We start from the raw sequence: 18,925 nt of genomic DNA, 5'->3' as shown, positions 1-18,925 counted from the left end.
AGGCATCAGAAGTTCGGATTTCCGGGTCGTCATATCGGCACCATTCCGTGAAGAAGGCTGCGTCTTAGTCCAGCGGGGCCACTTTGTGAACGGGGCGTCAGGTCGCGGGGCAATTATGCGCCGTAGAGATTGCCCCAGCGCTCGATCAATTGCTGCTGCAGCGCCTTGGCCTTGCGGTTCCACGGTCGCGCGCCCTTGGGTCGGATGCGATCGGCGCGGGAAATCTGCGCGCGCGCCGCTTCATCGGCACAGAAAATCGCAAAAGCCAGATCGCGCCCATCCGGGCCTTTCATATAACCCGCAAGCGCGCTGACGAAGTTCAGTGTCCCGGTTTTGGCGTGGACTGAAACTGGATGGGACATGTCCGGTTTCCCGTCCGGCTTGCGCATTTCAATCTGTTTCAGCAACGGGCCCAGAACGCTGTGACGATCGGCAACGGCCAACCCTTTGGCCAGAGGCGCGGCCAGCATCCTGCTATCCGCACCAAGCCCTGAATGGTCGACCAATGCCGTGCCGGGAATGCCTAGTTTTTCCGCGGCCCAACGGTTCATCTCGGCCGCAGAATCGCGCAGTGACAAGGCGGTGACCCCGCGCGCGGCCGTGGCCGACAACCCGACCATCTCAGCCGTGATATTGGTCGAATATTTCAGCATCCCGCGAATGATCTCGACCAGCTTCTGACTGCTGTTAGACACGATCTCGGTGCCGACGGGCCGCACTTGCGTGACATTCGCCGGTTTCAGCACGACGCCCTGCGCACGGGCAAATGTGCGAAACACATCGCCTGCATAAAGCTCAGGCAGGCGCACCGGAAGCCAGCGCGCTCCCCCCTTGCCCAAGGCGCCGCTGGCCACGGTCCAGACATCTGCCTCGGGTGTTGACGCATAGGTATAAACGGGCACCTGCCGCTCTACGACACGCATGCGCGCCATCGACACGTCAGGGCGATACTTGTCCGACCGCGCATCCATCGACAGCGCCCAGCCCTGCGCGCCGCGCTTCCATTCGAAGTGCACGCGGTTGAAGTTCAGCGCCAACCCGGAAATCGCAGGGCTATAACCTGCCGAGTCCGGCTGCTCCGGGTCGATGGTCTGGACGCGCGGCAATGCGCCGCCATAAACAAGGAACCGCCCGCGCACTTCACGCACTCCGGCCCGTTTCAACTCTGCGGCCATCTCGGCCAATGCGTTGGTGTCCAGCGTCGGGTCGCCACCACCCACAAGAACTAGGTCACCGTCCAGAACACCGTTTGTCACCGGCCCGTTTGCGACCAGCTTCGTCTGAAACTCATGTTCCGCACCCAATATGTCCAGCGCATAGAGCGCGGTCAGGATCTTGGCGACACTCGCGGGCGGAAGAGAGAGCTGCGGCAAATGTGTTTCCAGCAATTCGCCACTGGCAAGATCCGCAACAGCAAAAGACACCATCCCGCTAAGCTTCGACGCATCTATCAGCGCCTGAGGATCCCCGGCCGCCGCCCTGAGGACAGATGTTGGGCGCAGTTGCGGACGCAGGGAACTGGCCGGCGGATTGGCCCATGAACCAGACGCCGCCAGACAGGCTGTGCCCGCCAAAAACCCACGTCTCGAAATCGCCTTAACCATGGCCGAAACACTAAACCCGGCGCCAAGGAACGGGCAAGCCGGATTGCGCCTTTCCCATCCTGTTTTAGCATGTTAGCGCAGGCACATGTGGGCCGCCGTCGCCATCATGTTCATTGCCATGTCGCTGATCCCCGCGGGGGACACGGCGGGTAAGCTTTTGACCACGGTGCATGGCACTGAACCCGTCTTCGTCGCCTGGTCACGTTTTCTTCTTGGTTCGCTGCTTGCGGCACCGTTTGCGGCGCGTGGCACAAGGCACCTTTTTACGGATTGGAGGCTGTGGTTTCGCGGCTTTCTGATGGCCTGCGGAATCTCGTCGATCCAATACGCGCTCCAGGCAGCCCCAATCGCCAACGTCTTTGCCGCGTTCTTCATTGGACCGATCTTCAGCTTCGTCCTGTCCGTCGTATTCCTCAAAGAGCGTGTCACCCCAGTTCGATCCATCCTGATGTTTCTTGGGTTTGTCGGCGTCCTGATGGTGGTGCGACCGGGGATCGACATCACACCGGGATTGGGCTACGCAGTAATGGCGGGACTGTTCTACGGCGCATTTCTGACCTCATCACGCTGGATGTCCGCCACCGTGAATCCCAAAGGTCTCTTGTTCACGCAACTTGTCACTTGCTCACTGATCCTGACGCCTTTTGCCTTGCTGCAACTACCCAACATAACCGCCCAGATCGGCGGATTGACCGTTGCCAGTGCCGCCTTTTCGATGCTGGGAAACTTCCTTCTTCTGGTCGCATATTCACGTGCCGAAGCCAGCCGCCTTGCGCCGATGGTGTATTTTCAACTAATCGCCGCCGTTGGGCTTGGATGGCTCGTTTTCTTGGACCTGCCAGACACAATGACTCTTTTCGGATTGGTGTTCATCATCGGATCCGGGGTTGCCTCGGCGCTTGCCGGTGCGCGAAAGGGGTCGGTGCGCTAACGCTAACCGGACCGCGCGGGCGTCAGACCCACCGCCCCGCCGCCCGGATCGCGGTCGAGCTTGCATTTTTCATCGGCACGTTGATGAAACACCAGGCCGGAGCATCGACGCGGGCCAAAAGCTGGCTCTCGCGCGCAGGGATCCTGGCATGACGAAAAACCTGCGCCGCCTTTGCAGTCCGGGCCTCAATCCGGTCACCGGGCCGGGCCAACACACCGATCGGCACCCGCGCGACAATGTCCCGCCAGTCCTGCCAAAGATGGAACTGAGCCAGGTTGTCCGCGCCCATCAACCAAACGAAGCGGGCCGCCGGGTAGTCTCTTTGCAGGGCCGCAATTGTCTCGGCGGTGAACCGTGTTCCGGCACGCCGTTCATAATCGCTGATTGCGATCCGGGGATGATTGACGATGGCCCGGCATGCCGCAAGCCTTCGGCCAATTGCGGCCGGACCGCGTTGCTTCAAGGGATTGCCGGGACTGACCAGCCACCACACCCGGTCCAGTCCAAACCGCTTCAGCGCTTCGTGGCTGATGTGCACATGACCCTCATGCGGCGGATCAAAAGATCCCCCCAAAAGGCCGATGGTCTGGCCCCTGCCTATGGCGCGGCGTCTGGCATTCACGAGGTCACGTCCCTGCTGGCGCCCCGGTGAGGCCCCTGATGTCTGGCCTGCCACTTTCATCGCCAGTTCCCGCAAAAGTCAATCCAGTGGCAGGCATGCGGCTAAAGACGCGCATCGCCGCAACGGTTCTTCTCACCAACGGCCACCTTCCATGCGACCTCGGCGTCAAATCCATCGACTTGCCAGTCGTCGTCCCCTTTACGGGGCATCTGGCCAAAGGCGATCATGTAAGACGGCCGGTAGCTGGGCGGCCCCACGGCCCACAACGCATTGCAGATACGATCCTGATAGGCACTGTCGCCCAGGCGCAGCGTTTCGGCGTGGCGGCGCAATACATCAATGTCATCCTTGCCCATGCCATTGAAAATCCATTGGTTCAGCTCGGTCAGGATCTCATGCGCAGTTTCATCGCGAACCCGCTGCTGGTCGAACAGGGAATAGCTGTTGAACGCGATGAAGATCGCCATGCCGTCGCCATGGCGCCCTGCTTCAACGCATGACCGCACTGCACCTGCCAGTTCCAGCGCGGTATGGTCTGGCTGAACGTCCTCGATCTCGAAACACGGCAGCATGCGTGGCACCGGCGGCTCCTCGGCCCATGCAGCGGCGCCGACTGTCAGGCTTGCCCCCGTCAAAAGAGCTCTGAAAAATCCCCGCATCCGGTCCCCCTCCCGGTTTTGCCCGAATAACCTGTCTGGCCAAAGAAAAATCACGTTTGCGAAACCTCATGCAAGCGACTAAATGACTACTCCACCCAATCTTTGAACCCGAGGGCAGATCATGGCGTCGTATCAATATGTCTATCACATGCAGGGTGTCTCCAAGACATATCCCGGCGGCAAGAAGTGTTTTGAGAACATCCACCTGTCGTTCCTGCCCGGCGTGAAGATCGGTGTGGTCGGCGTCAACGGTGCCGGTAAATCGACCCTGATGAAGATCATGGCCGGTCTCGACAAGGACTACACGGGCGAGGCCTGGGCCGCCGAGGGCGCCAAGGTCGGCTACCTTCCACAGGAACCGCAGTTGGACGAGTCCCTGACCGTGCGCGAGAACGTGATGCTGGGTGTCGCCGAGAAGAAAGCGATTCTGGATCGCTACAACGAACTGGCCATGAACTATTCGGACGAAACCGCCGATGAGATGGCCAAGCTTCAGGACCAGATCGACAGCGAAAACCTGTGGGATCTCGACAGCCAGATCGACGTTTCGATGGAGGCGCTGCGCTGCCCGCCCGACGACGCCGATGTGAAAACCCTGTCGGGTGGTGAACGCCGCCGCGTGGCGCTGTGCAAGCTGCTCCTCGAAGCGCCCGACATGTTGCTGTTGGACGAACCGACCAACCACCTCGACGCCGAGACAATTGCCTGGCTGCAACAGCACCTGATCGACTACAAGGGCACGATCCTGATCGTCACCCACGACCGCTATTTCCTTGACGACATCACCGGCTGGATTCTCGAACTCGACCGTGGCCGCGGCATTCCCTACGAGGGCAACTATTCCTCGTGGCTGGAACAGAAGGCCAAGCGGCTTGAGCAGGAAGCCCGCGAGGACAAGTCCAAGCAGAAAACGCTGGAACGCGAACTCGAATGGATGCGGCAGGGCCAGAAGGCGCGGCAGGCCAAACAGAAAGCCCGGATCAACGCCTATAACGAACTGGCATCCCAGTCCGAGCGCGAAAAGATTTCCCGCGCCCAGATCGTCATCCCCAACGGCCCGCGCCTTGGCTCGAAGGTGATCGAGGTAACGGGCCTGGCCAAGCATTACGGCGACAAGCAATTGATCGAAGGGCTGGATTTCTCGCTGCCGCCCGGCGGCATCGTTGGCGTGATCGGTCCCAACGGCGCGGGTAAGTCGACCCTGTTCCGCATGCTGACCGGACAGGAACAGCCCGACACCGGCACGGTTGAATACGGCGACACGGTTAAGCTGTCCTATGTCGACCAGTCCCGCGATGACCTCAACGACAATGACACCGTCTGGGAGGCGATTTCCGGCGGGGCCGAGATCATCGAACTTGGCGACGCGCAGGTCAATTCCCGCGCCTATTGTTCGTCCTTCAACTTCAAGGGCGGCGACCAGCAGAAGAAACTGTCGCTGCTGTCCGGCGGTGAGCGCAACCGAGTCCACATGGCCCGGCTTCTGAAAGAAGGCGGCAACGTGCTGCTCCTCGACGAGCCGACCAACGATCTGGACGTCGAAACCCTGCGGGCACTCGAAGACGCGCTGGTCGACTTTGCCGGTTGCGCCGTCGTCATCTCACACGACCGCTTCTTCCTGGACCGTATCTGCACTCATATTCTGGCGTTCGAAGGCGACGCGCATGTGGAGTGGTTCGAAGGCAACTTCGAGGATTATGAGGAAGACAAGAAACGCCGACTGGGACCGGACGCGCTTGAGCCGAAGCGGTTGAAGCATAAGAAGTTTACAAGATAGGCGATCCGAGCGATCTCTTCCAACGGCGCACCAAAACTTCAAAGTCGCCCCGGACAAAAGAAAACGTGATCACGGTGGCTTCGCCTAGGGGTCAGTTGCATCCTTTGGGTGGAAGGTCGAAAATACGCATACGTAGCGCGATACGCGAGACAATCACGCGGAGAGTGTCTTTGACTAGCCGGTCCAAATCAGAACCTTCACGATAGTCGGCTTCGCAAAAATAGTCGATCCGTCCTGCTTGGCGCAGCGCTAGACATTTTTCCGCTCCTTCGTTGGGCTTGTGGACAGCCACAGCGTGGCCACCTTGCGCCATTACTACCGCCATACTCGGAACATCGGTTTCACCATCACCAAAATAGACCATATTGTCGAAAGGAATGCGGCGTTCGGAGGTTGGCATATGCGAGTTAATAGACTCGTTTACATCAAGGACGCCCTTGTTAATTCGAAAGAGGTATTGGGTCTTCGAAGTGTCCGAGATTATTCGCGCTGGCCAAATTGGGTGTCCGGACTTGTCGTACAAAAATTCGCAAGCGAATATCTCTGTGAATTCAGACGCAATATCGCATCCTTCAATCATTTCCTTTAGACCAGCGGAAATGATGTAGTGCTCCACCTCTATTTCTGCTCCGCCAGCTAATCCCTTGACAAACTCATTTATTCTTTGGAACCAATCTCTAACGCCCTCAAAGAATTCTATGCTTGCACCGTGGCTTGCGAAGTCATCTCTGCCCAACTTAACGTCTTTTTGATCCGCTAACTTTATCATCTCCCGCATGTAGACAAGAAGCTCTTCTGCTTTCTCAGACTTGCGTTTCGCTTTGACTTCCGCCCAGAAGTTGCTTGGTTCAATTCCTAGATTTGGAAGAACCCCGTAGTGTTGCATGGCCTCGGGGCTTAAAGTCCCGTCAAAGTCGTATACCAATGCCACGATGTTTTGTTTGAATTCTACTCCGGCTTCTTTCACTCAAAACCTCTTGTGTTGCCCGTGGGGTTCACCCTCTCCAACTGAAGCTAGTTAGCGTCAGGAAGAAGTTCAACCCTTAGAGATATAGAAGAACTTTGCCTCAACCCAGGGCCTTTGAATCCATACTCCGCATCGAGGTCTTCCGCGCAAGCCGCCGGGCATCGCCCGACCGCCCCGTCGCACTGAAGGTGCGCCAACTTGGAAAAGCACGCCTCAGGCGAGACGGCTGGCGATTTAGCAGCCTAGACACATCAAACACTGTTGGCTGTACGCGGCACCACAAGCCACCCAGCCAAAACCCAAGGGTCGCCCACTCTCGGTCGGGCGCTGCCCGCCCCATTGAACCTGCCCCTCAGAACACATATGTTATTCTGCATATAATAGCGGAAGGACATACCCCATGAGCTACACCCTGACCCGCGTGATCTCTGGCACCGAAATGGACGCCGTTGACGCCCGCACCCGCGCCGCTCTGACCGACAAAGGCTTTGGCGTCCTGACCGAGATCGACGTGCAGGCGACGATGAAGAAGAAGCTGGACCGAGACATGCCCGGCTATCGCATCCTTGGCACCTGCAATCCCAACATGGCCTGGGATGCGATCAAGATGGAACCGCGCGTCGGCGCGATGCTGCCCTGCAACGTGATCCTGCGCGAGATCGACGAGGGCATCGAACTCAGTGCGGTAGACCCCGTTGCCTCGATGTCGGGAATCGACAACGATTCGCTCAAAACAGTGGCAGACGAGGTTCGGAAACTGCTGCAGAATGTGGTCGACGCAGTTTAACGAACAGAAGAAAACTCTGACTTTTCAATAAGAAGTAAACAATTCACCGGCACCAGCGCACGGTTTGGCCCATGAATTGCCACAGTCTCGCCCCAAATGGATGGTCCCTTCTTTCGGGTGGGGAATCCTCCAGAATGGAGTTGGACATGGCGCTAGTTTTGATCTTTGCGGGAAGCTTTCTGGGTCTGTTTGCCGGCGTGGTGCAGGTCGTGCTGCATGGCGCACCGATTTGGCAGGGCGTCCTGATCTATCTCGGCTGTGCCTTCCTCTTGCCTCTAGCAATTGGCAGTACACGCTGGATGATGAACCGCGTGATGCCGCAGGAAAAGCCTGCGACAAGCGTCAGCTTCGTGCGGAACTGATATCGGCCTAGGGGGTTTCTGCCGGCACCGGTCTTGGCCGACCATCCTCGTCAATCGCGACAAATGTAAAGACCGCTTCGGTCACCTTCTCGATCGGACCAGCCCGCCGGTCAGACCACGCATCGACCTGGATCGCCATCGACGACCGTCCGACCTTCGTCACCCTGGCCCAGACACACAGCACATCACCAATCCGCACCGGACGGATGAACTTCATTGCATCCACAGCCACGGTGGTCACCCGTCCGCCCGCGCGTTCCGCCGCCACGATACCGCTGGCAATGTCCATCTGGCTCAGCACCCAGCCGCCAAAAATGTCCCCGTTCGAGTTCACATCCGCCGGACGTGCTACCACTTTCAGGGTCGGTTCACCGGCGGGGCGTGGGGCTTCGGTCATACTGCTCTCCGTTTTCTGGCCTTCCCCACGATAGACCGCTGGCGGGGCGGGTGAAAGCTGTTAGAAGCGGCCCTATGAAAACGGACGCTGAGGAATTTGATGTCATCGTCGTGGGGGCCGGTCCGGCAGGTAGTTCGGCCGCGTTCACCTTGGCACGCGCGGGGCTGACCGTCGCCCTGATCGACAAGGCATCTTTCCCGCGGTTCAAGCTATGCGGCGGGTTGTTCACCGAGCGCAGCATGTCCTATGCGCGCGACATTTTCGGCGCGGGTATCTTGCCCCCGATTGCACGCAGCTTCGACACGATCTCGTTCTGGCATGAAGGCAGGGAACTCGCCGTTTTGCGCGACGTCCCGCCCCTGCATCTGACCATGCGCGTCGATCTCGACACCGACCTGTTCCGTCGGGCCATCAACGCCGGGGCCATCGATGTCACCGGGCAGCCCGTGGCGTCGGTGCAGGGCGCAACGGTCACCCTGCGCAGCGGCGCGACGTTGACTGCGAAGGTTCTGATCGGGGCGGACGGGGTGAACTCAATTGTCGCGCGGGCGCTATTCGGCGCGCCCTTTGACAAGGGCAGGATCGGCTTCGGGCTTGAGATCGAGGCGCCACCAAACGCGCTGGATCCAACCCCACTGCCGCTGCGGATCGATTTTGGCGCGGCGGTCTGGGGCTATGGCTGGTCCTTTCCCAAACGGAACACGACCACGATCGGAGTTGGCGGGCTTCATGCGCCCAACCCCGATATGAAAGACCACATGCGCCGCTATCTGCGAGGGTTCGGGCTGGACCCCGACGCGGTTCCAATCAAGGGCCATTACCTGCCGTTCGGAGATTTTCGTCCGGTGCCGGGCCGCCGCAACGTGCTTTTGGCAGGGGATGCCGCCGGGCTGGTCGATCCAATCACCGGCGAAGGCATTGCGTTTGCTATGAAAAGCGGTCATTTGGCAGCGCTGGCAGCGATTGACGCCTTGTCAGCAAACCGGCCGGACGCCGCGCTGCCCCGCTATCAATCCTCGCTGCGCGACATGCACCGCAACCTCAGAATCGCACGCACTCTGCGGCACATCATCTTTGCCCCGCGCTGGCAAAAGGCGTTTACGTCCACGTTCCAGCGGTCGGGCACGGTGCGGTCGCAATACATGCGGCTTCTGGCCGGAGAGGTGGAGTATCCCCAGTTGGCGCGCAATGTCATTGCCCGCCTTCCCCGCTACGTGATGAACGGCATGCGGCGCTAGGACAAGCTGCTCAAACTGACGACCGGATCCAATTCACAATCATCGCCGAAGGCATCGCCCCGGACTGACGCGCCTTTTCGCGACCGCCGGAAAAGGCGGCCATGGTCGGGATGCCACGAATTCGGTATTTGGCCCCGGCCTGCGGGTGATCCTCGGTGTTCAGCTTCACCAGCCGCGCCTGCCCTGCCAATTCCGATGCCGCCGCCTGATATTGCGGCGCCATTTGTCGGCAAGGCCCACACCACGGAGCCCAGAAATCGACCACCAACGGTACATCATCGTTGCGCGCAGCCTTTTCGAGCGTTGCCAAATCGACTTCGACCACCTTGCCCGAGATCAGCTTGCTACCGCAGGTGCCGCATTTTGGCCCGGCGTCCAACTTCTTGGTGGGCACACGATTGACCTGACCGCAGTCAAAACAGGTGAGTTTTTGGGAAGCCATGTTCAAATTTTCGCCTCAATCACATTCCAATTTACATATATTTATTCAGTTGCCGGTTTTCCAGCCCGCGCGATGAAAAGCGGGACCAGCGCGGTCAGGATCAGCAGCCGTCCAACATGACTTGCAGCAACAAACCCCGGATCCGCGCCAAGCATCGCGCCCATGGCCAGCATGGTATCAAGACCCCCGGGCGCGAAGGCGACCAGCACATGCGCAACAGGGATACCAAGAAACGCCGCGACAGGCACCGCGAAACCAGCCGCCAGCCCAAGCGCCACGCCGGTCGTGACCACACCAGCCAGTGCCGCCGCCCGTAAATGGGCCAGCGTGATCCCGGTAAACCGTGATCCGATCAACGTCCCGATGGTCACATAGCCCAACAGCGCCAGAACCGGGTCAAGCTGGCCGGGCGTCATCTCGGACAGGTGCCCAACAGATGAGGCGGCCATCCCGGCAATCAGCATGGCGGCGGGAACTCGGATCCGCTGGAACAAGAGCCCAACCGCAAGGCCCAGGACCAGCAATACACTGAAATGGCCCCAAGACATCACCTCGCCCGCCCGCGAAATGCCCGACGAGACGTCGAACCCCATCGCGATCAACAGGAACGGCACCGCAACCGTCATTGCAAGTATACGGACCGATTGCACGACCACGATACGCGTCAGGTCGGCATGGATTTCCGCCCCAAGACTAAGGACATAGCTCAGATGCCCCGGCGTCGAAGCAAGCACCGCGCCACGCCGGTCGAACCCAAAGACCCGCGACAACAGGAACCGGCTGATCAACAGGATCAGGACAAGCAGCACCGCAAGGGCTGCGAATGCAATCGGCCAGCGCAGGAACGCCGCCTGCGCCTGCGCGTCGACCCCGGTGCCAATGCCGATCCCGATCACCAGGAATGCTGCGTCGCGCACCCTTGTGTCCAACGTCAGGGGCACCCCCATCAGTGCCACCGCCGCCACACACAGCGCCGGCCCCATCAACGGAAATAGAGGTAAGCCGACCAACCATCCGACAATCGCCCCTATCGCACCAATCGCAAGGGCAATTGCAGTTCTGATCAAGGGGGATTTCGTGAAGGTGGTCATGTGTTGTCGCTACCACGGCGTCACAGGCGAGACAAAAAGAAAGGGCCGGAGGTCTCCCCCCGGCCCCGATCAATTGCTGGCGAACTGGATCAGTTCAGGGCCTTATCGGTAATCGCGTGGGTCCAGGCGCCCTCGGGGGTCTTGGTAATCACCGGGTCCGAACCACCGGACATCAGGCTTTCCACCGTCCGCTCGTAGTCAGCTGGATCAAGCGCTCCATTGGAACCGGCGGTCAGCTTGGCAACCTCGCCCATCATGCGGATCTGATGTTCTTCGGTCTGGGCCCCGGTCGCATCGTTGTCCAGAACGATCATCGCGGCCTCTTCGGGGTTTTCCTCGGCCCATTTCCAGCCTTTCATCGAGGCCCGCACGAAGCGCACCATCTTGTCGACAAATGCGGGATCGGACAGGTTTTCTTCCAGCACATACATGCCGTCTTCCAGCGTCGCGACGCCCTGGTCCTCGTATTTGAACACGACCAGGTCATCCGGGGTCAGGCCCGCGTCGATGATCTGCCAGTATTCGTTATAGGTCATGGTCGACACACAGGCCGCCTGCCCTTGCAGGATCGGATCGACGTTGAAACCCTGCTTCAGCACGGTCACGCCATCGTCGCCACCATCGGTCGAATAACCCAGCTTGTTCATCCAGCTGAGGAATGGGTATTCGTTGCCGAAGAACCAGACACCCAGGGTCTTGCCCTTGAAGTCTTCCGGCGACGAAACGCCAGCATCCTTGCGGCAGGTCAACATCATGCCCGAGGATTTGAACGGCTGCGCGATATTGACCAGCGGCAGTCCCTTTTCACGGCTCGCCAGCGCCGACGGCATCCAGTCCAGAACCACGTCCGCGCCACCACCGGCGATCACCTGCGCAGGGGCGATATCGGGGCCACCGGGCTTGATCGTGACATTCAGGCCCTCTTCCTCATAAAACCCCTTGTCGGCGGCCACGTAATAGCCCGCAAACTGCGCCTGCGTGACCCACTTCAATTGCAGCGTCACGTCGTCCGCTGCTTGCGCGACCGACGCCGCCAGCCCAAGGGCCACCGCGCCGATTGTTTTGATCATTGTCTTCATCTTCGTACTCTCCTTGTTGATTTCAAATTATTGTTGTTGTTCTTTTCGCTCAGCCTCGCTGGGACGGGTGCCAGAAAGTTACCGCCTTTTCCAGAAGTGCCACCAATCCATAAAATGCCGACCCCGCGATTGCCGCGACCACGATCTCGGCCCAGACCATATCCAGCGCCAGACGCCCCACCTCGGTCGAGATGCGAAAGCCCATGCCCTTGATCGGCGAGCCAAAGAACTCGGCGACAATAGCACCGATCAGCGCCAGCGTAGTGGCAATTTTCAAACCGTTGAAGATAAACGGCATGGCGGCAGGAAGGCGCAGTTTCAAAAGCGTCTTCCAATATCCCGCCGCATAGGTCCGCATCAGATCACGCTGCATCGAATCCGTCGCCTGCAAGCCCTGCACGGTGTTCACCAGCATCGGGAAGAACACCATGACGACGACCACGGCCGCCTTGGATTGCCAGTCAAAGCCGAACCACATCACAAGGATCGGCGCCATGCCGATGATCGGCAGCGCGGCTACAAAATTGCCCACCGGCAGAAGCCCACGTTGCAGAAACGGGAAGCGATCAACGGCGATCGCCGTCAGGAAGGCCGCGCCGCAACCGATGACGTAGCCCGACAAAGCACCCTTGATGACAGTCTGGACAAAGTCTTCCCATAGGATGCCGGTCGAGGTGACGAAGCGCACCGCGATCATAGAGGGCGGCGGTAACAGGACGGGACTTATTGCAAAGCCACGGACCAGGCTTTCCCAAATCACGATCAGCGTCACGCCAAAGATCGTCGGCACCACCAGCCGCGTCATGCGCGTTCGAGGAAGGCTGGAGAGATAGACATTTAGCCGCCAGCCAACCATCCAGGCCACTATTCCAAACGCGATCCAGATCATGACGCCATCCCCATTCGTTTGAGGACAACGCGTTGAACGATACCAATGAGCCCGACAAGACAGGCCGCCAGCGCAGCCGCCGTCAGAAGCGCGCTCCAGATCTGGATCGTCTGCCCGTAATAGCTGCCGCCAAGAAGACGCGCGCCAAGACCAGCGACCGCGCCCGTCGGCAACTCGCCCACAATCGCGCCAACCAACGACGCGGCCATGGCGATCTTCATCGAGGTGAAGAAATAGGGCATGGACGACGGCAGCCGCAGCTTCCAGAACTGCTGGCCCGGGCTCGCGCTCCAGGTTTTCATCTGGTCAAGCTGCATGTGGTCGGGACTGCGCAGCCCCTTCACCATACCCACGACCACCGGGAAGAAAGACAGATACATCGAGATCACCGCCTTGGGCAGCAGACCCGAGATGCCGATGGCGTTCAGTACCACGATGATCATTGGCGCGATGGCAAGGATCGGGATGGTCTGAGAGGCGATCACCCATGGCATCACGCTCATATCCATCGTGCGATTATAGACAATGCCCACCGCCAGAGCGACACCCAGCGCTGTGCCCAGCACGAAACCCAACAGGGTCGACGACAGGGTCACCCAGGTATGATAAATCAGCGACCGCTTGGAAAACCCTCGACCTTTCAGAACCATGTCGCCGGTTGTCTTCCACATCTCTTCCGCCACCTGATGCGGCGCGGGCAGCTTCGGTTTCTTCTGGCTCATCGTATCAAGGACCAGCTCTTTCGTGGTCAGCTCGACACCGGCGCGTTTGGCTTTGTCCTGCGCCCAGGCCGCGTTCAGCGCAACTGAACCCGCATACCACAGGACAAAGATCGCGATGACCACGGTCAGGATCGGGAACAGGTTCCGCATCACCGCGCCTCCACCGTTTTCAATGCTCCTCGAACACTGTCGCCGGCAACATCCTTCGAAGCAGCAATCCGTTGCTTAGTGTTCATCGCCATGCCCCGCTCTCAACCCGTCGCGAACCCGATGCGCGATTTCGATGAATTCCGGCGTGTCGCGGATATCCAGCGGACGTTCCCTGGGAAGCGTGCTTTCGATCACATCCGTTATCCGGCCCGGACGAGGGCTCATCACCACAATCTTCGTCGAGAGATAGACCGCTTCGGGGATCGAATGGGTCACAAAACCGATGGTCTTGTTGGTCCGTGCCCAAAGCTCAAGCAGTTGTTCGTTCAGATGGTCGCGCACGATTTCGTCCAGCGCGCCAAAGGGTTCGTCCATCAGCAGGATGTCGGCATCAAAGGCCAACGCCCGGGCGATTGACGCACGTTGCTGCATCCCGCCCGACAATTGCCACGGAAACTTCTTCTCAAAATTGTCGAGATGCACCAGCTCCAGCACCTCTTTCACGCGCCGGTCCTGATCGGCCTTGTCATATCCCATGATCTCAAGCGGCAGACGAATGTTGCCGCCGATCGTGCGCCACGGATAAAGCCCCGCCGCCTGAAAGACATAGCCATAAGCCCTGGCCTTGCGCGCCTGTTCCGCACTCATGCCATTGACTGTAATCTCACCTGCCGTCGGATGCTCGAGATCGGCGATACAGCGCAGGAACGTCGTTTTGCCACAGCCCGACGGGCCAATGAAGCTGACGAAATCGCCCTTCTGGACGTCCAGGTTGACATCCTTCAAGGCGTGCACAGGCCCGTCATTTGTCTGAAAAGTCAGGCTCAGGTTCTTGGCCGCGATGACTGTGGTGTCGTTCATTCAGGTCTCAATCTTCTGGCTATTGCTGGCGCATTTGCTGGTGACGAGTGGCACGGTTGGCAGCAAAAACTACACACCAGTTGCCGGAATACCCGTCCGCTCGACGGGCCGGGGCGCAGTCAGTTCTTTCCAGGTCGAAAGCGCCTTGTTGACTGTGGTGTTCGCCTCGCGCGCCACGAACTTGCCGTGGCCTTCCTGCGTCTGGATCGCACCGTCATTCACCGCAACCTGCCCGCGTGTCAGTGTGAAGCGCGGCAAGCCCTTGACGTGATGGCCTTCGAACACGTTGTAGTCGATCGCCGACTGCTGGCTGGAGGCCGTGATGGTCTTTTCCTTCTCAGGATCCCAGACCACAAGATCGGCATCCGCCCCGACCAGAACCGCGCCCTTCCTGGGATAACAGTTCAGAATCTTGGCGATATTGGTCGAGGTCACCGCCACAAACTCATTCGGTGTCAGGCGCCCAGTGTTCACCCCATGCGTCCAAAGCATCGGCATCCGATCCTCAAGCCCACCGGTCCCGTTCGGGATCTTCGAGAAATCGCCGACACCATAGCGTTTCTGTTCGGTCGTAAAGGCGCAATGGTCGGTTGCGACAACGGACAGGGTGCCGCCCTGAAGCCCCGCCCAAAGCGAATCCTGGTGCTTCTGGTTGCGGAAGGGGGGCGACATGACGCGACGCGCGGCATGGTCCCAGTCCTTGTTGAAATACTCGCTTTCGTCCAGCGTCAGGTGCTGAATCAACGGCTCGCCCCAGACCCGCTTGCCCTGCATCCGCGCCCGGCGGATGGCTTCGTGGGCTTCCTCGCAAGAGGTATGCACCACATAAAGCGGTACCCCTGCCATATCCGCAATCATGATTGCGCGATTTGTCGCCTCGCCTTCGACCTGAGAGGGCCGCGAATAGGCATGCGCCTCAGGCCCGGTATTGCCCTCAGCCAACAGCTTCGCTGTCATCTCGGCCACAACATCACCGTTCTCGGCATGGACCATGGCGATTCCACCCAGCTCAGCCAACCGATTGAACGAGGCAAAAAGCTCATCATCATTCACCATCAGCGCGCCCTTGTAGGCCAGGAAATGCTTGAATGTGTTGATGCCGCGATCCTCGATCACGGTTTTCATGTCGTTGAAGACCTGTTCGCCCCACCAGGTCACCGCCATGTGGAACGAGTAGTCACAGTTCGCGCGCGTCGACTTGTTGTCCCAGCGCTTGATCGCGTCCAGCAGACTTTCGCCCTGGTTCGGCAGGCAGAAATCCACAACCATCGTGGTGCCGCCCGCCAGCCCGGCGCGGGTGCCGGATTCAAAGTCATCCGACGAATAGGTGCCCATGAACGGCATTTCCAGATGCACATGCGGGTCGATCCCACCCGGCATGACGTAACACCCGGTCGCATCAAGAACCTCGTCCCCTTTCAGGTCCTGGCCGATTTCGGTGATAACGCCACCTTCAACCAGCACATCTGCCTTATAGGTCAGATCCGCGGTGACGATGGTTCCGTTCTTGATGACTTTGCTTGCCATTATCTTTCTCCCTGTGGGCGGGGACTACGCCGCCGTTTCCTCTTGCCGGAAATACCTCGGGGTCCGGGGCAGCGCCCCGGCGACCCTCTCAAATCACTCCACGATCTCCGCCGTTTCCAGAACCGCATGCATCAGCACATCGGCTCCAGCAGCGGCCCATTCCTTGGAAATCTCTTCCGCTTCATTGTGGCTCAACCCGTCGACGCAGGGGCACATCACCATTGCCGTCGGCGCCACATCGTTGATCCAGCAGGCATCGTGACCCGCGCCGGACACGATATCCATATGGCTGTATCCCAGCCGCTCGGCCGCATTTCGGATCGCACTCACGCAGGTTGGATCAAAGGCGGGCGGGTCGAACTGTCCGACAATCTCGCATTCGAACGTAACGCCGATGTCTTCACACAGTTTCGGCGCGCGTTCCATGAATTCGTCGACCATGCCATTCAACTTGTCCAGAAGATGCGTGCGCATGTCTACGGTGAACACAACCTTGCCGGGGATGATGTTGCGACTGTTGGGATAGACGTCGATATGTCCAATCGCCCCAACCGCGTTGGGCTGGTTCTTCATGGCAATCTCGTGGACCAGTTCGGTCACCAGCGCCAACCCGCGCCCGGCATTCTTGCGCATATGCATCGGGGTCGACCCGGTATGGCTTTCCTTGCCTGTGATCGTGCATTCAATCCAGCGCAGCCCCTGCCCGTGGGTGACGACACCAATGTCCTTACCCTCGGCCTCCAGAATGGGGCCCTGCTCGATATGCAACTCGAACATGGCGTGCATCTTGCGGTCACCGACCTTCTCGTCGCCTTTCCAGCCGATCCGCTCAAGTTCATCGCCGAACCGCTTTCCCTCAGCGTCGACCCGGTCATAGGCCCAGTCCAGTGTGTGCTTACCGGCAAACACCCCCGAGGCCAGCATCGCCGGCGCATAGCGGGTGCCCTCTTCGTTGGTCCAGTTGGTGACAACAATCGGGTGCTTGGTCTTGATGCCAAGATCTTTCATTGTGCGCAGGACTTCCAAGCCCCCCAGCACACCAAGAACACCGTCATACTTTCCGCCCGTTGGCTGAGTATCCAGGTGAGACCCGACATAGACCGGAAGCGCGTCGGGATCAGTGCCAGGATAGGTCGCGAACATGTTGCCGATTTCATCAACACCCATTGTGCAGCCGACATCTTCACACCATTTCTGGAACAGCGCGCGCCCCTCGGCATCTTCATCCGTCAGCGTCTGACGATTGTTGCCCCCGGCGATACCGGGGCCAATCTTGGCCATTTCCATCAGGCTGTCCCACAGCCGATCGGCATTGATCTTCAGGTTTTCGCCAGGCGCTGGCATGGTGTCGTCTCCCATGATTTGACGCGTGGGCCTTTTGGCCTCTTGAAATCGCGATTATCCTGACCGTATGGTCAAGATCAGCCCACCACAACCTGACCAACCGGTCAAGAAATTTCTGGAACCCCGTCAGATGCCCCAACCCGTCCGTTCGAGCAGCAAAAAAGACAGGCGCCAGGAAAGCGAAACGCTTATTTTGGCAGCAGCGGAAAAAGTCTTTTCAGAAGCAGGGTTTGGCGGCGCCACGATGCAGTTGATCGCGGATGTCGCGGGACTGCCAAAAGCCAACCTGCATTACTATTTCCCGACGAAAGAGGCGCTGTATCGGCAGGTCGTGCAGAACATTTTTCAGATATGGCTGCAGGCGGCCGACATTTTTGACGCGGCTGACGGCCCTGCTGAAGGATTGGGCGCCTATATCGACGCCAAGATGGAGATCTCGCGCCGCCACCCTGAGGGGTCCAAAGTCTGGGCAACCGAGGTCATGCACGGCGCGCCTGTGATCCAAGATTATCTGGAAACCACGCTTCTGGACTGGACTGACGGCCGCGCCAAGGTGATCGAACGCTGGATCGAAGAAGGCCGCATGGATCCGATCGACCCGCGCCACCTGCTCTACATGCTCTGGGCAACCACCCAGCATTATGCAGACTTCGGCCACCAGATCGAAACGCTGAATGGCGGCAAGTCGCTGAGCAACGCTCAGTGGGAAGCCGCCAAGACCTCGGTCAAACAGATCATCCTGCGCGGGATCGGCGCCCTCGACTAACACGCGGCGAACAGGGTTGCTGGACCCGTTGGCCGCAAGCCATTAGGCTTTTGCGAACACGCAAACAGGAAAGACTGCCGATGCCCGATGTCGCGACCGCGAAGAAGAAGCCCAGCCGCATCCAGCTGCGCAATCGCAAACGCATTCTTGATGCAGCGCTCGAGGTCTTCTCGCAACACGGCTACCGTGGCGCGACGCTGGATCAGATCGCCGAACAAGCGGGCCTGTCCAAGCCGAATATCCTTTATTATTTCGGCGGCAAGGAAGACATCCATGTCACTTTGCTGAACAAGTTGATGGACAGCTGGCTGGACCCGCTGGACCACCTCGATCCCGACGGCTCCCCGCTTGAGGAAATCCTTGCCTATGTGCGCCGCAAGGTCGAGATGACGCGGGAGTTTCCGCGCGAAAGTCGCCTGTTTGCAAATGAGATCCTGCAAGGTGCGCCGCGCATGGGGCCACATCTGGAAAGCGGGTTGAAACCGCTTTTCGATGAGAAATGCGCGCTGATCCGAAACTGGATGGACGACGGCAGGCTTGCCCAAAGCGATCCGCGTCACCTGATCTTTTCGATCTGGGCCACGACCCAGCACTATGCCGATTTCGACGCTCAGGTCGGTGTCCTGATGGCAGGCGAAACCGGGGTTGTCGATGGTGCCGCGGATTTTCTTGAAAAGATGTATCGAAAGCTTCTGACCCCGTGACAGCCG

20 protein-coding genes are annotated in these 18,925 nt (G+C 59.3%); 7 read left to right on the top strand and 13 right to left on the bottom strand.

Translation table 11 applies throughout. The features are described from left to right. Positions 1–113 precede the first annotated feature (113 nt). The gene (gene dacB, locus JQ863_RS04270) at positions 114–1,604 is read right to left on the bottom strand and encodes a D-alanyl-D-alanine carboxypeptidase/D-alanyl-D-alanine endopeptidase (RefSeq protein WP_204113080.1); all 1,491 of its coding nucleotides are present in this window, start codon (positions 1,602–1,604) and stop codon (positions 114–116) included. Positions 1,605–1,689: 85 nt separating this feature from the next. Here dacB and JQ863_RS04265 point away from each other — a divergent pair, with 85 nt between their 5' ends. Continuing rightward, positions 1,690–2,535, top strand: a complete 846-nt coding sequence (locus JQ863_RS04265; RefSeq protein ID WP_204113079.1) for a DMT family transporter — start codon at positions 1,690–1,692, stop codon at positions 2,533–2,535. Between the two features lie 22 nt (positions 2,536–2,557). On the opposite strand, the gene JQ863_RS04260 is transcribed toward JQ863_RS04265, so the two are convergent. Beyond that, complete coding sequence (locus JQ863_RS04260) at positions 2,558–3,217, bottom strand: nicotinate-nucleotide adenylyltransferase (RefSeq protein ID WP_204113078.1); 660 nt, start codon at positions 3,215–3,217, stop codon at positions 2,558–2,560. 41 nt (positions 3,218–3,258) lie between these two features. Beyond that, positions 3,259–3,816 (bottom strand): hypothetical protein, encoded by a 558-nt coding sequence (locus JQ863_RS04255; protein ID WP_204113077.1) that lies wholly within the window; start codon positions 3,814–3,816, stop codon positions 3,259–3,261. A 121-nt stretch (positions 3,817–3,937) separates the two neighbouring features. Between JQ863_RS04255 and ettA the strand changes: the two genes are divergently transcribed. After that, positions 3,938–5,593: an energy-dependent translational throttle protein EttA gene (gene ettA, locus JQ863_RS04250; protein ID WP_204113076.1), complete on the top strand. Its 1,656-nt coding sequence runs from the start codon at positions 3,938–3,940 to the stop codon at positions 5,591–5,593. A 91-nt stretch (positions 5,594–5,684) separates the two neighbouring features. Here ettA and JQ863_RS04245 read toward each other — a convergent pair whose 3' ends face one another. Further along, the gene (locus tag JQ863_RS04245; protein WP_204113075.1) at positions 5,685–6,560 is read right to left on the bottom strand and encodes a haloacid dehalogenase-like hydrolase; all 876 of its coding nucleotides are present in this window, start codon (positions 6,558–6,560) and stop codon (positions 5,685–5,687) included. A gap of 400 nt (positions 6,561–6,960) precedes the next feature. Here JQ863_RS04245 and JQ863_RS04240 point away from each other — a divergent pair, with 400 nt between their 5' ends. Continuing rightward, entirely contained in the window at positions 6,961–7,347 is a 387-nt protein-coding gene (locus JQ863_RS04240; RefSeq protein WP_204113074.1) for a DUF302 domain-containing protein, read from the top strand. Between the two features lie 146 nt (positions 7,348–7,493). Further along, positions 7,494–7,709, top strand: a complete 216-nt coding sequence (locus JQ863_RS04235) for a hypothetical protein (RefSeq protein WP_204113073.1) — start codon at positions 7,494–7,496, stop codon at positions 7,707–7,709. 7 nt (positions 7,710–7,716) lie between these two features. On the opposite strand, the gene JQ863_RS04230 is transcribed toward JQ863_RS04235, so the two are convergent. After that, entirely contained in the window at positions 7,717–8,106 is a 390-nt protein-coding gene (locus JQ863_RS04230; RefSeq protein WP_204113072.1) for an acyl-CoA thioesterase, read from the bottom strand. A gap of 74 nt (positions 8,107–8,180) precedes the next feature. Between JQ863_RS04230 and JQ863_RS04225 the strand changes: the two genes are divergently transcribed. Next, positions 8,181–9,344: a geranylgeranyl reductase family protein gene (locus JQ863_RS04225; RefSeq protein WP_204113071.1), complete on the top strand. Its 1,164-nt coding sequence runs from the start codon at positions 8,181–8,183 to the stop codon at positions 9,342–9,344. Positions 9,345–9,354: 10 nt separating this feature from the next. Here JQ863_RS04225 and trxC read toward each other — a convergent pair whose 3' ends face one another. The 8 genes from trxC to JQ863_RS04185 form a co-directional block, all read right to left on the bottom strand. Then, complete coding sequence (gene trxC, locus JQ863_RS04220; RefSeq protein ID WP_204113070.1) at positions 9,355–9,786, bottom strand: thioredoxin TrxC; 432 nt, start codon at positions 9,784–9,786, stop codon at positions 9,355–9,357. Positions 9,787–9,827: 41 nt separating this feature from the next. Continuing rightward, entirely contained in the window at positions 9,828–10,877 is a 1,050-nt protein-coding gene (locus JQ863_RS04215) for an AbrB family transcriptional regulator (RefSeq protein ID WP_204113069.1), read from the bottom strand. 89 nt (positions 10,878–10,966) lie between these two features. Continuing rightward, the gene (locus JQ863_RS04210; protein ID WP_204113068.1) at positions 10,967–11,956 is read right to left on the bottom strand and encodes an ABC transporter substrate-binding protein; all 990 of its coding nucleotides are present in this window, start codon (positions 11,954–11,956) and stop codon (positions 10,967–10,969) included. Positions 11,957–12,005: 49 nt separating this feature from the next. Then, positions 12,006–12,845, bottom strand: coding sequence for an ABC transporter permease (locus JQ863_RS04205; protein ID WP_204113067.1), 840 nt, complete (start codon positions 12,843–12,845; stop codon positions 12,006–12,008). Continuing rightward, complete coding sequence (locus JQ863_RS04200) at positions 12,842–13,717, bottom strand: ABC transporter permease (RefSeq protein WP_204113066.1); 876 nt, start codon at positions 13,715–13,717, stop codon at positions 12,842–12,844. Before JQ863_RS04200 ends, JQ863_RS04205 begins: the two co-directional genes overlap by 4 nt. A 75-nt stretch (positions 13,718–13,792) precedes the next feature. Continuing rightward, on the bottom strand, positions 13,793–14,578 hold the full coding sequence (locus tag JQ863_RS04195) for an ABC transporter ATP-binding protein (protein WP_204113065.1): 786 nt from the start codon (positions 14,576–14,578) through the stop codon (positions 13,793–13,795). Between the two features lie 69 nt (positions 14,579–14,647). Then, positions 14,648–16,105 (bottom strand): dihydropyrimidinase, encoded by a 1,458-nt coding sequence (gene hydA / locus JQ863_RS04190; RefSeq protein ID WP_204113064.1) that lies wholly within the window; start codon positions 16,103–16,105, stop codon positions 14,648–14,650. A gap of 93 nt (positions 16,106–16,198) precedes the next feature. Continuing rightward, the gene (locus JQ863_RS04185) at positions 16,199–17,449 is read right to left on the bottom strand and encodes a Zn-dependent hydrolase (protein ID WP_204113063.1); all 1,251 of its coding nucleotides are present in this window, start codon (positions 17,447–17,449) and stop codon (positions 16,199–16,201) included. A 130-nt stretch (positions 17,450–17,579) separates the two neighbouring features. Between JQ863_RS04185 and JQ863_RS04180 the strand changes: the two genes are divergently transcribed. Then, positions 17,580–18,215 carry a TetR/AcrR family transcriptional regulator gene (locus tag JQ863_RS04180; protein ID WP_204113062.1) on the top strand — a complete coding sequence of 212 codons (636 nt, stop codon included), beginning with the start codon at positions 17,580–17,582 and terminating at the stop codon, positions 18,213–18,215. An 80-nt stretch (positions 18,216–18,295) separates the two neighbouring features. Next, positions 18,296–18,919 carry a TetR family transcriptional regulator C-terminal domain-containing protein gene (locus JQ863_RS04175; protein WP_204113061.1) on the top strand — a complete coding sequence of 208 codons (624 nt, stop codon included), beginning with the start codon at positions 18,296–18,298 and terminating at the stop codon, positions 18,917–18,919. Positions 18,920–18,925 lie beyond the last annotated feature (6 nt).

Source organism: Shimia biformata (genome assembly GCF_016888515.1).
In the GTDB taxonomy this organism is placed as follows: Bacteria; Pseudomonadota; Alphaproteobacteria; order Rhodobacterales; family Rhodobacteraceae; genus Shimia_A; species Shimia_A biformata.
The sequence above is the reverse complement of the archived record's forward strand: the minus strand, read 5'-3'. Positions and strand labels throughout refer to the sequence as shown.